This is a genomic window from Gilliamella sp. LMG 34359 (assembly GCF_984569085.1).
Genome location: NZ_OZ474906.1, coordinates 1,472,810 through 1,486,778 on the forward strand (window position 1 = coordinate 1,472,810; position 13,969 = coordinate 1,486,778).

Annotated in this window: 15 protein-coding genes; 5 read left to right on the forward strand and 10 right to left on the reverse strand. The window is 35.8% G+C overall.

Annotated features, from left to right (window positions below; genetic code table 11):
• Positions 1 to 331: 331 nt before the first annotated feature.
• The 4 genes from AC5LXV_RS06835 (at position 332) to AC5LXV_RS06850 (ending at position 3,222) form a co-directional block, all read left to right on the forward strand.
• A complete protein-coding gene (locus tag AC5LXV_RS06835) occupies positions 332 to 766 on the forward strand; it encodes a hypothetical protein (RefSeq protein ID WP_110434172.1) in 435 nt (144 codons plus the stop codon).
• 85 nt (positions 767 to 851) lie between these two features.
• Positions 852 to 1,373 (forward strand): hypothetical protein, encoded by a 522-nt coding sequence (locus AC5LXV_RS06840; RefSeq protein ID WP_493467772.1) that lies wholly within the window; start codon positions 852 to 854, stop codon positions 1,371 to 1,373.
• A 306-nt stretch (positions 1,374 to 1,679) separates the two neighbouring features.
• A complete protein-coding gene (locus AC5LXV_RS06845) occupies positions 1,680 to 2,567 on the forward strand; it encodes an SDR family oxidoreductase (RefSeq protein WP_110423889.1) in 888 nt (295 codons plus the stop codon).
• A 178-nt stretch (positions 2,568 to 2,745) separates the two neighbouring features.
• A complete protein-coding gene (locus tag AC5LXV_RS06850) occupies positions 2,746 to 3,222 on the forward strand; it encodes a hypothetical protein (RefSeq protein ID WP_493461161.1) in 477 nt (158 codons plus the stop codon).
• Positions 3,223 to 3,278: 56 nt separating this feature from the next.
• Here the strand turns inward: AC5LXV_RS06850 and AC5LXV_RS06855 are convergent, their stop codons facing one another.
• The 6 genes from AC5LXV_RS06855 to AC5LXV_RS06880 form a co-directional block, all read right to left on the reverse strand.
• A complete protein-coding gene (locus AC5LXV_RS06855; RefSeq protein ID WP_110434169.1) occupies positions 3,279 to 4,502 on the reverse strand; it encodes an MFS transporter in 1,224 nt (407 codons plus the stop codon).
• Positions 4,503 to 4,790: 288 nt separating this feature from the next.
• Positions 4,791 to 5,903 (reverse strand): ribosomal protein uL16 3-hydroxylase, encoded by a 1,113-nt coding sequence (locus AC5LXV_RS06860; protein WP_493467773.1) that lies wholly within the window; start codon positions 5,901 to 5,903, stop codon positions 4,791 to 4,793.
• Positions 5,896 to 6,678, reverse strand: a complete 783-nt coding sequence (locus AC5LXV_RS06865) for a YchF/TatD family DNA exonuclease (protein ID WP_493467774.1) — start codon at positions 6,676 to 6,678, stop codon at positions 5,896 to 5,898. The genes AC5LXV_RS06860 and AC5LXV_RS06865 overlap by 8 nt, the downstream gene beginning before the upstream one ends.
• A gap of 21 nt (positions 6,679 to 6,699) precedes the next feature.
• Positions 6,700 to 7,869 (reverse strand): lipopolysaccharide assembly protein LapB, encoded by a 1,170-nt coding sequence (gene lapB, locus AC5LXV_RS06870; RefSeq protein WP_493467775.1) that lies wholly within the window; start codon positions 7,867 to 7,869, stop codon positions 6,700 to 6,702.
• Positions 7,870 to 7,881: 12 nt separating this feature from the next.
• The gene (locus tag AC5LXV_RS06875) at positions 7,882 to 8,187 is read right to left on the reverse strand and encodes a LapA family protein (protein ID WP_493461158.1); all 306 of its coding nucleotides are present in this window, start codon (positions 8,185 to 8,187) and stop codon (positions 7,882 to 7,884) included.
• A 75-nt stretch (positions 8,188 to 8,262) separates the two neighbouring features.
• Positions 8,263 to 8,982 carry a phosphatase PAP2 family protein gene (locus AC5LXV_RS06880; protein ID WP_493467776.1) on the reverse strand — a complete coding sequence of 240 codons (720 nt, stop codon included), beginning with the start codon at positions 8,980 to 8,982 and terminating at the stop codon, positions 8,263 to 8,265.
• Between the two features lie 100 nt (positions 8,983 to 9,082).
• On the opposite strand from AC5LXV_RS06880, the gene ribA reads away from it, so the two are divergent.
• Complete coding sequence (ribA, locus tag AC5LXV_RS06885) at positions 9,083 to 9,688, forward strand: GTP cyclohydrolase II (protein WP_110434163.1); 606 nt, start codon at positions 9,083 to 9,085, stop codon at positions 9,686 to 9,688.
• 75 nt (positions 9,689 to 9,763) lie between these two features.
• On the opposite strand, the gene thmT is transcribed toward ribA, so the two are convergent.
• The 4 genes from thmT to zipA form a co-directional block, all read right to left on the reverse strand.
• Positions 9,764 to 9,952 carry a 2-hydroxymuconate tautomerase gene (thmT, locus tag AC5LXV_RS06890; RefSeq protein ID WP_034884944.1) on the reverse strand — a complete coding sequence of 63 codons (189 nt, stop codon included), beginning with the start codon at positions 9,950 to 9,952 and terminating at the stop codon, positions 9,764 to 9,766.
• Between the two features lie 9 nt (positions 9,953 to 9,961).
• Complete coding sequence (gene luxS, locus AC5LXV_RS06895; protein WP_493446188.1) at positions 9,962 to 10,477, reverse strand: S-ribosylhomocysteine lyase; 516 nt, start codon at positions 10,475 to 10,477, stop codon at positions 9,962 to 9,964.
• A gap of 68 nt (positions 10,478 to 10,545) precedes the next feature.
• A complete protein-coding gene (gene ligA / locus AC5LXV_RS06900; protein WP_493467777.1) occupies positions 10,546 to 12,606 on the reverse strand; it encodes an NAD-dependent DNA ligase LigA in 2,061 nt (686 codons plus the stop codon).
• Between the two features lie 165 nt (positions 12,607 to 12,771).
• On the reverse strand, positions 12,772 to 13,668 hold the full coding sequence (gene zipA / locus AC5LXV_RS06905) for a cell division protein ZipA (protein ID WP_493452902.1): 897 nt from the start codon (positions 13,666 to 13,668) through the stop codon (positions 12,772 to 12,774).
• Between the last annotated feature and the right edge of the window lie 301 nt (positions 13,669 to 13,969).

Here is a 13,969-nt window from a genome sequence, read left to right on the forward strand (position 1 = left end):
CGCTGACAATAATGTTAATGAGGACGACGATGAGTGAAAAATTCATAATGTTTGTGTAATTTTTTTGTCAATTTCTAAAATATTTATCCAAAATACTCGTTTTAAAAAAAAGTGCAACTATTTTTTTGTTGTTTTTGTAAAACTTCAGCGATTTGTTTTTATCTTAGTTAAAAAAATTGTGCAAATGAGATTTTGAGCGGGTAAAAATGATTGTTTTGGCATTTTGAGAAAGGTTAGTGTATAAATATCACACATTATCCCTAGCAATACTTCAACGTTATTTAATTAAGTTTTGAAAATTATTTTTTATTAACTAATAAGAGATATCATTATGAAAATATTTAAATCGTTTGTGTTTTTTGTGGTGATTTTTTTAGTATTTAGTTGCGATAATAACAAAAAAAATACTGTGGTTAAGAGTAATGATTCCCTTACGGCGGTGCAAAATTCGATGATTGAACCAATGAAGAAAGCGTTACCCATCGAAGTTGATGAATTAACCACTCTAATTGGTGTTGATAAGGATAAGGAGCGAAATATCATCAATTACCAATATGATGTTAAAAATACCCCAGAGCATACTTTGTTGTTACCCAGTACCCTAGATACAATTCACCAAGCACTTTTTAATGCTTATTGTGAAAATACTGAGGAGATGCAACAGTTGAAAACGGCATTTCCAGATGGAGCTAATTACCACTATTTTATTGATAATAAAGAGATTGTTGTGGTTGAATTAACACCAACGGATTGTCGAGTTAAATAACTATCTGAGATTGACAATCATAATAATTGATAAAATGATCACTTATCACAATAGTTATAAGATATAGGCTAACTAAGGATTAGGAATGCGGAAGATTATTTGTTTTATTGTGTTGGCTATGTTCCAATTTGGTTGTGATAACTCCCCCTTAGAAAAAAATAAAATTGATAGGCTTGTGGAGAATATTGGAGCTGAAGAAACAGGTAAGTTACTTCAACTTATCGATGAAGCTGATGATGAAAAATTTAATACTTTAAAGAATAATAAACCTTATGATTTAGATGATGAAAAAAAAGCTGCCATCAGTATACTTAAGCAAATATTACCTATTAAATTTAATGATAATCTAATTTGGTTTGATATTGAGACAGATGGTAATGTCCTCGTTTATAAAACGGCAGTTAAAGGAATAACTAAAGAGGATTTGCTGACAAGTGAAAATATAAAAAAAATTGGTAAAGCTATTACTGAAATTTATTGCCAAGATAATGCTCAAATGAAAAACGTGAAGAAATATTTTAGTGAGGGTGTCGAATTTATTTTTTATATCGAAGGCCAAAAGCTTTTACTTCTCAAGATCCCTACTGATTGCAAAATTAACAGATAGTTATTATTAAGCTAGCATTGCTAGCTTAATATCTATTTATTTGCTACACTACTTTCGATGTTAAATTTTCACCCATTATGGTTTTAGCATTTGTTGTATCTGTCCTCGCTAAGCCATTCAAGGAAGTTTCTGTTTTCTCAGTTGTCAATGATTTTAATTTTTTAAAAGTGATATAATTAATTGAATTAATTAAATATTTTAAAGATATAAAATATACTCGACAATAGGATTTTGTGATTATTAATTGATTTTATTTAAGTTATATTGAATTTGTTTTCAAATGCATGTTTAACTTAGGAGAAAATTATGAGTAAGCAAACCTATAATCCCACAACTAAATATCATCATGACAAGTTTCCTAAACAAAAACAAAATCCTCCTGGTTTACAATATGAGATGAAACCCGTACCAGATTGTGGTGAAAAGAGTTATCAAGGCCATCAACGTTTAGAAGGTCGAAAAATGTTGGTTACTGGTGGTGATTCTGGTATAGGTCGTGCAGCGGCTATTGCTTATGCTAAAGAGGGCGCAGATGTTGCAATTAACTATTTACCGGCAGAACAGAAAGATGCTGAAGATGTAGCTAAAGTGATTGAGTCTGTAGGACGAAAGGCGGTGTTGATTCCTGGTGATTTGAGTTCTGAGCCATTTTGTAAAAAATTAATCGAGGAAGCCCATAAAAAATTAGGTGGACTTGATAATCTAACCTTAGTAGCCGGTAAGCAAACCGCAGTAGAAGATATTATGCAATTGACTACGGAACAAATCATCAAAACCTTTGAAATCAATGTGTTTTCACTATTTTGGGTAACCAAAGCGGCATTGGGTTATTTAAAACCAGGTTCGACGATTATTACCACTTCTTCGGTGCAAGCTTACCAACCAAGTGGTAACTTATTGGATTATGCTTCAACCAAAACGGCGATTATCGCGTTCACTCGTGGCTTAGCTGCGCAATTAGGTAGTAAAGGTATTCGTGTTAATTGTGTAGCACCAGGTCCAGTATGGACACCATTACAAATTTGTGGTGGTCAACCAAGTGAAGTGATTCCAGAGTTTGGTAAACAAACTCCATTAAAACGTGCGGGGCAACCGGTAGAACTAGCTGGCGTATATGTGCATTTAGCATCAGAAGAATCTAGTTATACTACTGCCGAAGTGTATGGTGTCACTGGTGGTATGCACATCAATTAATCTGCATTAAATATGATTTTACAAAGGGCTTTTATAAGCCCTTTTTATCGATAATTACATTAGTTTAATTGCTTTTATCTTGCTAAAATATAAGTGTGTTTTTTAGTTAAATACTTTACAATTTTATCCGTTATTAAGTTAATTGGGTTGTTAATAAATTATATAAAAAGGAATTAGTATGAAAGGGTTAAAAATTTCAGCATTAGTATTAATGGGTGCGGCATTATTCGGCTGTGATAATTCAAAAGGTAAAACAGAAACTGAGTCTTCAACATCCTCTACTCCGGCTACTCAAGCTTCAGATGCTACAGCCGCTAGCCGACCTGATTTGAGTAAAACTCAAGATTTGATTATCAATGAAGCAAAAAGTCAATTGCCGAAAAAAGTTGATGCAACTTCCACTGTAGTGGATATTCATAAAGAGGGAGATGCGATTATCTATAAATATGTGATGGATGTCGCTAAAGATGAGATGGATGTTGATGTAAGTAAACAAATGACTGGAGATGCACTTAAGCAATTATATTGTCTAAAAAACAATGATTCATTAGATTATTTTAAAGCGGCTTTTCCAGCCGGTGCAGTTCACAATTATTATATTGGCGATGAAATAGTTTTTAGTATTCCATTAAAACCAGCTGATTGTAATGATTAATTAAACCGTGGCAAATAAAAAGAAGAAACAGGGCAATTAGCCCTGTTTTTTTATGGTTATTCTAGTGCTTTGCCTTTAGTTTCTGGAATTAAGAATATAAAGGCTGCTGCCGATAGTAGGTATGCTCCTGATAGTAATGCTAATGCATAGCTGATTGAGTATATAGTTGCTAAATACGCAATCAACACTTGCGATATGCCGGCAATCCCACGACCGACGTTGAAGATGATATTTTCAGCACTTGAGCGCGCATCAGTGCTATAGTGTTCAGCCAGTAAAGCGCCATATCCACCCATCATACCGTTAACAAAAAAGCCAATCACTGATCCAAAAATAATTAGAATGGCGACCTCTTTTTGTTGAAAATAGAACCATATTGAAACGGCTGAGACTAATAAAAATACGATGTAAGAAGGACGGCGACCAAATTTGTCACATAGCCAACCAAAAATTAAGATCCCTAATGACATGCCGATAGTGGTTGAGATAGTCCAAAACATGGTATTTTTGAAAGGTAGATGATATTCAGAGGCAATCATATTTGGCATCCAAACCATTATGCCATAAAAGCCAAAATTCTGTACGGCACAGGCAATGGTTAAACCGATAGTGGTAGCAGTGATTCTTGGGTTTTTAAAAAGTTTGCTAATGGCGATGTTATTTTGATTCTGATCTTTTAGATTCTGCCAAATTTCGGGTTCTTTTAATCCTTTACGTGTCCATGCCACAAACAACGCGGGTAATACGCCCATGGCAAACGCCCAACGCCATCCATGTACTTCACCAATAAAATTAACCGTTAATGCCGCAAGAATTATACCAACTTGGAAGCCTAGTGCCACAATTGAGGTTGCTCGTGAGCGTTTATGTTTGGGCCAGCTTTCTGAAACTAGCGTCATGCCGATACCAAATTCACCACCTAGGCCAAGTCCACTTAGAAAACGAAAAATAAGGAAGCACTCATAGTTGGGTGAAATTGCACAAAAACCCGTGAATAATGAGAAGATTAAAATTGTCCATGAAAATACTCTAACTCGACCATATTTATCGGCAAGGATACCAAAAAATATTCCACCTAATACGGCACCTAACAATGTGGCTGAAGTTAAAGTGCCAAGATCGGCTTTGGTTAGATTAAAACTGGTGGCAATTAGACTGAAACAGACACCTAAAATCATCATATCTAAGCCATCTAATGCATAACCTACGGTTGATGCAAATAGGGTACGTTTTTGGTAGGGGGTGATTTGTTCGTTTTGCTTGGTCACGTCAATGTTCATGTTTACCTCAAGTCATTTATAGTGGATCAGCGTTTCTTATTTAACAAATTTCTTCAAATTGTTAAATTAAGGGGGAGTTTGGAGCGGGGGCAAGTATATACTTAAAAGTGAGAAAAATCCAAATGAAAAGGCGAAATTGGCCGGTTTTATTTTATTTTTTGTCGATTTGGCAAAATTATTCGGCTAATTTTGGTAAATATCTCATTTTTGAGACAAATTAGCCGATAATTCCAGCAGATCGGAACAATTTACCCTCGAATTTTTACTTAATAATCTTGGTGTAAAATGTTACTCTTCGTCAAAATACCAATAACCCAGATTAACGAATTCTAGCATGACGTTTAGGGTTTGTTCATCTTGCAATTGTTCGTAGTAAAGTACTTCCGATTCACATAAAAGATCGATGGTTTCCATTGGTAATGGTATTTTATTACCATTGATGTATGCGGTATCGTCTATTTTTACAATACGTATGCTTGGCACACGATATAGTTCTGCTCCAGATTGCAATATCTCTTCAAATTCATCTAAGTCATAAGCAGGATCGACAGGGATGATGTTGAGCTCATGCATCGGCATGGTGATGTGTTTGCCAAACCAATCATTGAATAGGGCGGGGTTTTTAATGAGGTCGATCATTTGCCCTTTTAGCTTTTCAAGTTCGTATGGTTGGATTCGATACGGATCGCTAGGTAACTTTAAGTCAGGGTCTTGATAGAAGATGCCATTAGGTAAGTTATCGATTACATAATCAGCAAAGCCACTAAGTAGTTCTTGTGATGTTTGGGTTCTAAAACCAACAGAATAACTAAGCGATTCACCAATTGATACGCCATTATGTGGAAAGCCGATTGGAATATATAAAATATCACCAGCGGTGATTTCTTCATCGATAATTGGCAGATAATCTTCTACATGCAGTAGCGCTTTGTGGGCACTAAACTGTTTGTAATTAGGATTACGATCGCCAACTTGCCATCGACGACAACCTTTGCCTTGGATAATAAATACATCATAATTATCAATATGTGGCCCAACGCCAGCTCCCTGAGTAGCGTAGGAGATCATAAGGTCTTCAAACTGCCATTGAGGGATACATTTAAATGGTTCCACTAAGGTTGCTGCTTGTTCGTGCCAATGGTCCACTGCTTGTACAAGAAGACTCCAATTTTCCTCACCTAAGTGGCTGTAATCAATAAATGGTCCGTAGTTAGCATCCCATATCCCATTTTTGTTGGTAACGATTCGGCTTTCAATTTCCTCTTCCATGGCAAGACCAGCCAGTTCTTCAGGGGAGATAGGGTCGATAAAATTGCTAAAAGCATCGCGTAAAATGACGGGTTTTTTTTGCCAATAATTGTTTAAAAAATCATCCCAATCGATGGTTAATTTGTTACTCATTAAATGCCCCTTGTAAATTAAATAATTGACAAAAGTTGGTTGTCGTTTGTTGTGCAATGGTCTCCAAAGAGACGCCTTTTAATGTGGCTAAGTAGTTGGCCACTTCGCGAACATAAGCTGGTTGGTTTTCTTTTCCACGATAAGGGACTGGCGCTAAATAAGGCGAGTCAGTTTCAATTAGGATACGATCTAAAGGTACAAATCTGGCTACTTCACGTAAAGATTCCGCATTTTTGAAGGTGGTAATGCCTGAAAATGAGATATAAAAACCGATATCTAATAATGCGTTAGCCGTATCAATGTCTTCGGTGAAGCAATGTAACACGCCGGAATAAGCCTGCTCTTCTTTTAAAAGTTTAAGTGTATCTTCTTTGGCGTTACGGGTGTGAACAATGATCGGTTTTTTTAATTGTTTGCCTAATTTTATATGTTCGATAAAGTTGGCTTGTTGTAACTCGATGTTGTCTTGCTGATAGTAATAATCAAGACCGGTTTCTCCAAGCGCGACAACATTGTCTTCTTGAGCAAGGCGAACAAAACGGTCAGCATCATAGGGTTCATCATCCAAATTAAGCGGATGGATCCCACAAGAAAATGAGCACTGTTTTTTATATGGTGTTAACATTGTTTTCATCGACTCATAATCTGACAATGTAGTGGCAACACTTAGACAATGTTTTACATCGTTGTGTAGTGCTTGTTGCAGAACGCTATCAAGCGTTTTATTCGTATAGTCCAAACTGTTTAAATGACAGTGTGAATCAATTAGAAACATATTTAACTCTTTTTAATTATTTCAATGATGTTCGAAATCACGAACTGGTTTTATGGTTGACCATGAGCGACAGCCCGGACACAACCAGTAGAGGGTATTAACCGTAAATCCACATTTTTGGCAACGGTAATTGGGAACCGATTTTATCTGTTCACCGACCATATTGCGAAGTAGTAATAAACTTTCTTTGGCTTTTCCCTGTTCGGCATCGGCAACATGGTAATCCATTAAGCGATAAAACCCTTTTAGATTAGGGTGTTTTAGTAATTCACGATAAAGATAATATTGCGCCGCATCAAGTCCATTATCTTTTTCAACCATATCTGCAAGCATCAGTTCGGCAACATTTCCGGTATCTTGTTGGACACAAATTTCGAGAAATTGCTTAAATTGTTGTGGCTGGTTAAGTTTTGCGTAACAGGCTTTTAACAGTGGTAATGCTTCACCAATGAAAGCTTTGTCTTGGTATAAGATTCTTTCAAAACATTCAATTGCTTGTTCGCATTTATCTTGCGACATAAGTACTCGTCCTAGCATTAACGATGTTCGAGCACAGTTATTATCAGCAGCCGCAGATTTTTTTAATAAGTTATAAGCTTGATCTAAATCATTATTATTGATAGCGATGGCAGCAAGTTCACAATAAAATTGGGCAATCTCGATTTTATAGTTAACTTTGCCAAGTTTGACCAATCTGCTCGCCGCATTAATCGCATTGTTCCATTCACTGGTTGATTGATAGATGATTATCAGTTGTTGTAAGGCATATTGTTGAAAGTCTTCTTCGTCGATTAGCTGTAAAAACATCTCTTCTGCACGGTCATAAAATCCTGCAGACATGTAATCTCGACCAAGTTGTTGAATGGCTAAAAGTCTTTGTTCAAAGGTCAATGATGGACTTTCCATTAATGCTTGGTGAATACGTATTGCACGGTCAACTTCACCGCGTGAACGGAACAGATTGCCTAGAGTTAAATGTGCTTCTAGTGTACCGTCATCTTCTTTAAGCATATCAAGAAAGAGATCAACCGCTTTATCTTTTTGGTTAGACAAAAGAAAGTTCAGACCATCTACATATTCCCGAGATAGTCGATTTGATTGATTTAAATATTTTTGTTTGGCATTTCTATCCCCCATGTACCAACCATATGCGGCGGCTATCGGGAGTAACAGAAATAACAATTCAAACATAATTACCTATTTTTAATTGGTATTGGTTAAATTTGTTTTTTGATGATTAGCGATATCTTCATCATATTTCTTTTGTAATTTATCTAGTTTTCGTTTAGTTGAAGAGTGTTTGAATTTTGACTTTAAAAAAAATATACCTGTTAATACCCAACCAACTAAAAAGCCTGAACCAAATAAAATAGCAAGTAATACCGACAACTTAACCTCGGTTTTAGCAATTAAATAGTTAAATGTTACTATTTGATTATTAGCTGAGCCTATTGTCATCGATATGGCTAATAGGAGAACTATCAAAAAAATTGATATGACTAATTTCATAATTTAAACCTTATTATTTTATTCAAAATGTCTTGCTAACCAAAAACTTTTTTATAAAACTCATCGCTTATAAAATTATCTGACTACTATATGCCATTTTTTAGCATAAAAACAGCAGATTAATGAAATTCCCCACGCTAGCACTATTCCAAGTATTAAATCATAGGCTGTGTGCATACCAAGTAATAATCGACTGGTTTCAATAAATAACGCCCAAATAACCATAGTTACAGTAATAATCAAATGTCGTCTAAAGCCAAATAATGCTATTGCTAAAAAAGCCCAAGTTGTTGCAAATAATGTATGTCCAGAAGGAAAAGCGTAACCTGTTTCGTTTTGCCAATGTTGAGCCAACCAAGTTGGAATAGTGTTTGAATTAGCAAGTAATTGTTCAATAGTGGCTTTTCGTTCTGCTCTTGTTTGTGAATAAAATTGTTTATCATTAAAATGATATTCTTTAGCTAGCCATAAAACGTATGGTCTTGATTCAGCAGTCTGTTGTTTGATCAGGCTTTTAATAATCTGTCCTCCTAACATCGCACTGACTAAAATTAATAATAATAATGAGACCATTTTTTTAGTTTTATTGGCTAATAGTAAACAAAATAATAGAAACAACAAACTCGATGTGATGATCGCCCAAGGAAAGCTAGCTGTTTCAGTTAACCAAAAAAAATATTCAGATGTACTATTTATTGACGTCGGCTGCCACTGCCAATTTACGGCTGTTACAGATAACGGTATAATTAGAAATATTATTAATACCGCTATTGTTTTTTTTATTACTAACCCCATTTAGAAACTCAATTAAGCGTAAAATTTGACTTATTTTAACATGGAAGCACGATTTATTTTTATAAAATCTTCCATGTTATTACTGAATTTGGAGATAATAATGCAATTAAAACGTGTTGCACAAGCCAAACTGCCAACACCATGGGGATGTTTTACTATTGTTGGTTTTGAAGAAATTGCAACAGGTAAGGATCATGTGGCATTAGTGTTTGGAGATGTTAATGATCAAACATCAATTTTGACCCGTGTACATTCAGAATGTTTAACTGGCGATGCATTATTTAGTTTGCGTTGTGATTGTGGCTTTCAATTAGAAGCCGCATTAAAGCAAATCGCTAAAGAAGGAAAAGGGATTTTAATTTATCATCGTCAAGAAGGACGTAATATTGGATTATTAAATAAGATCAGAGCTTATGCCCTTCAAGATCAAGGTTTAGATACAGTTGAAGCCAATGAGCAACTAGGTTTTGCGCCTGATGAACGTGATTTTACTTTATGTGCAGATATGTTGACGTTACTTGGGGTTTCACAAATTCGATTATTGACTAATAACCCTGAAAAAATAAAAGTACTTGAGCAAGCAGGCATTAAAGTTACCGAGCGCGTTCCTTTGGAAGTAGGCGAGAATGCCAATAATGAGCACTATTTAGCGACTAAAGCAAATAAATTAGGGCATTTATTGCATTTGCACCCTGGCAATCACTAGTTTTTTGATTGGCACGATTTAAATTATTCAACCTCAATAGTTAATATTGAGGTTGATTTTTATATATTGATTTAATTAATCTTTATCGCAACGGAGCACACCACCATTAGCAATTTGGTCTTTAGAGACTTCGTGCATAATAATTTGTACCGCTTCTGGTTTGCAGTTAAGTGTTTCGACAATTGCTGCGGTTACTCGTTTAGCCATTTCACGTTTTTGTTCGATGGTACGTCCTTCTAAGAAGTCGATAACTACATTCGGCATAAATTTCTCCTAGTGATTAATGTTGGCAAGTTGTGCATCCGTTAATGCAATGTCTTGATTATGGCAAATGCCAATACCTGATTGGATGATTTTTTCGGCAATGGCTTTGGCTTCATCTAATGAGTGCATAGTGTAGGTTCCGCATTGGTACTCATTCAATTCAGGAATTTCTGATTGTGATCTTACATTTAGCACATCATGCATCGATTTTAACCAAGCATCAACGACTAATGATTCGTTAGGTTTACCAATTAAGCTCATATAGAAACCGGTGCGGCATCCCATTGGTGAAATATCAATAATTTCAACTTTATCACTGTTTAAGTGGTCACGCATAAAGCCGGCAAATAGGTGTTCTAATGTGTGAATCCCTTTTTCAGGTAAAAGTGCTTTATTAGGGATGGTAAAGCGAAGATCAAATACAGTAATGTCATCACCTTTAGGCGTTGCCATGGTTTTAGCAATTCGCACAAAAGGGGCTTTCATTTTAGTATGATCGACTTTGAAACTGTCTAATAAAGGCATAATATTCTCCTTAGTTTGTGATCAAGCTTTTTTGATTAATTAGCTTGATTTATTCCACTATTTTTTATTCATTGATTTAATAAGTCTATCATTTCTTGTTCATCAATAACTTTTATTCCAAGTTCTTCTGCTTTGGTTAGCTTTGAACCTGCGGCTTCACCAGCTATCACTAAGTCAGTTTTTTTAGAAACGCTACCAGTGACTTTCGCACCAAGTTTTTTTAATTTATCTTTAGCTTCATCACGGGTTAGTTGTGATAATGTTCCGGTTAATACTACGGTTTTACCAGTAAATGGTGAGTCGATCGTTAACGCTTGTATTTCGACATCTGGCCAGTGTATACCGATTTCTGCACTGGTTAGTTGCTCAATGACGTCGCGATTATGCGGTTCTTGAAAGAAGTCGACAATACTTTCAGCAATTACTTCACCAACATCATTTACAGTTTGAAGCTGTTCTAATGAGGCGTTTTCGATGGCCGATAAACTGCCTAATTGGTTAACTAGATTTTCGGCGGTAACTTCGCCTACATTTGGTATGCCAAGTGCGAAAATAAAGCGATTTAAGCTGGTGCTTTTTGATTGTTGTAAAGCATTAATTAAATTATTAGCTAATTTTTCCCCAACTTTATCTAATGAGCATAGCATTGGTAAAGTGAGTTTATAAAGATCAGCTGGTGTTTTGACATAATCTTTATCAACGAGTTGTTCAATTAGTTTATCACCTAAACCATCAACATTCATTGCTCGGCGAGATACAAAGTGTTTTAAGGCTTCTTTACGTTGTGCTGGACAAATCAATCCGCCAGCACAACGGGAGATCGCTTCGCCTTCATCTCGGACAATAAGCGAACCACAGATAGGGCAATGAGTTGGGAAGATGATCTCTTTGCTGTCAGCAGGCCGACGATCTTGAATAACCGCGACAATTTGCGGAATTACATCTCCGGCTCGGCGTACGGTTACATAATCACCTTCACGAATACCTAAGCGGACGATTTCATCACTGTTATGTAATGTCGCATTGCTAACGATCACACCGGCGACAGAAACTGGCTCTAATCTCGCTACTGGCGTGATGGCTCCAGTTCGCCCGACCTGAAAGTCGACTTTGTTGAGCTTGGTTACCTCTTCTTGTGCGGGAAATTTAAATGCGGTGGCCCAACGCGGTGCTCGAGCAACGAAACCCAGTTCCTCTTGTTGAGCAATACTGTTGACTTTAATTACCACGCCATCGATATCAAAACCGAGAGACATTCGTTGCTCACCAATTTCATGAAAATAGGCGAGAGCTTCTTGAGCACCTTGACGAATTTGAACTTTGTCACTTACCGGTAAGCCCCAAGCTTTAAATTGCATTAAACGGTCATAGTGATTATCTGGTAGGGTTGTACCTTCATTAATACCCACACCATAACAGTAGAAAGAGAGTGACCTTTTGGCGGTGATTTTAGGATCTAATTGTCTTAATGAGCCGGCGGCAGCATTACGCGGGTTAGCGAAAGTTCTTTCGTTGCGTTTTTCTGCTTCAGCATTCAATTTGGCAAAACCTTTATGTGTCATAAAGACTTCACCACGTACTTCTAACCGAGTAGGGATGTTTTCACCTTGTAATACCAATGGAATGGTTTTTATGGTTTTCACGTTCGCGGTAATATCTTCTCCAGTGGTACCATCGCCACGCGTTGCAGCTCGAATAAATCGTCCATTTTCATATAATAAACTTACAGCCAAGCCATCAAGTTTTAACTCGCAGCAGTAATCAACCGATTGGCTGTCACTAAGGTGTAAGCGATCTTTTACTCTTTTGTTGAAAGCGTTAAAACTCAATTCATCAAAAACATTATCGAGTGATAGCATCGGTAATTCATGTTTGACCGAAGCAAATTGCGATAATGGTACGCCACCCACACGTTGTGTTGGTGAGTCTGATGTGATGAGTTCAGGATGATCGTGTTCTAGACTTTGTAGTTGTTTTATTAATTTATCATATTCCACGTCGGGGATTTCTGGTGCATCAAGCACATAATAACAATATTCATGATGTCTTATCAGATTGCGTAAAGTAGCGATCTGTTCTGCTATATTTTGTTGAGATTCAGATTGATTTGCTAAATGTGTATTTGGCATGATTTTTAACTCTTAAATTAAAACGTAAGTTTTAGAATTAGCAATAAAATAGTACGTAACTAGATTTAGTACAATAGATGTTGTTAAAATTGTTGGTAAAACAATATAACATCGCTATTCCACTAACTTTAATTAGTGGAATAACTTAAAAATGTGTTTTCAGGATTAAATTTCATTACAAACTTTTTTAATACGTTCTTTATAGCTATTGATTTTTTGTGGTGTCATCATGTGATGTTCATCATCAAGAACTACACCATTGACATCGTCAGCTATGCGCTGTGCCGTTTGTAACATAAGTTTAAAATTTTGTTGATTATTACCGTGAGTTGGCGCAACCATAAATATTGACACCCCCGGTGTGGTAAATTCATGCATGGTTTCAGGATCCAAGTAACCAGGGGTAACCATATTGGCTAAACTAAATAATACTGGACCATTACCGGCTGGATCAACATGACGGTGGAAAATCCGCATATCGCCAAATTGGAATCCTGATTGCATGATACTAGCTAACAGTACATCACCTTGTAATGATTTATTATTTATACCAGTTACATTTAAGATAATAATATCAGTCTCCTGCTCTTCATTATCTTCTTTGTTAAATTTTTCTTGTTTTTCGCTCGGCTTATCAGCGCGTGATTGCGTCGATTTGGATGCTTCGCTAACGTTATTCTCGATTTTTGGGGTTACAATCTCATCAGATAATATATCCGGTTGAAAATTGATAGTTGGCTCGTTAGTCGCATTATCGTCATTTGAAAACAAATCTTCTTGACGAGGTATTTGCTCTTCTTCCATAACGACTACTTTCTCGCTAGGATTATTAGTAGTGGTCTGATTGGTTTTACTTCTAGGCGGAAGCAAAATCACATCATCTTCATCCTCATCGCTGTAGATGTCTTCAAATTGCTGAGTATTTGGTGTCAAATTATCTTTTTTACCTGACTTAAATAAAGAAGAACGTTCCTTTTTATTGATCCAGAGCCCATGAATCAATAATGCAATAATGACCAAGGACGCAACAACAATTAAAACAGTACGTAAATTATCCATAATACCCATCTCAGAATTAAATTAAATATAGATTTAAATTATTCAATAATATAACTGAAAAAAAAAGTTAAAAAAATACCACAATAAAATTTTTTACTTTTTATTCGTAAGCTAAATCCGTACTCATTTATTACAGCACTAACAATTACAGCGCATATATTACTTTATTTCTGCGAATAATCATAATTCTCAATCTAATTTTTTTATTATTCTTGTTTTATCATCGATAAGTTATCAAATTTTTAGAACTCTGTGCTATTAAGACGTTAAGATACTTACAATCTATGCATATTTTTTGTAAAAT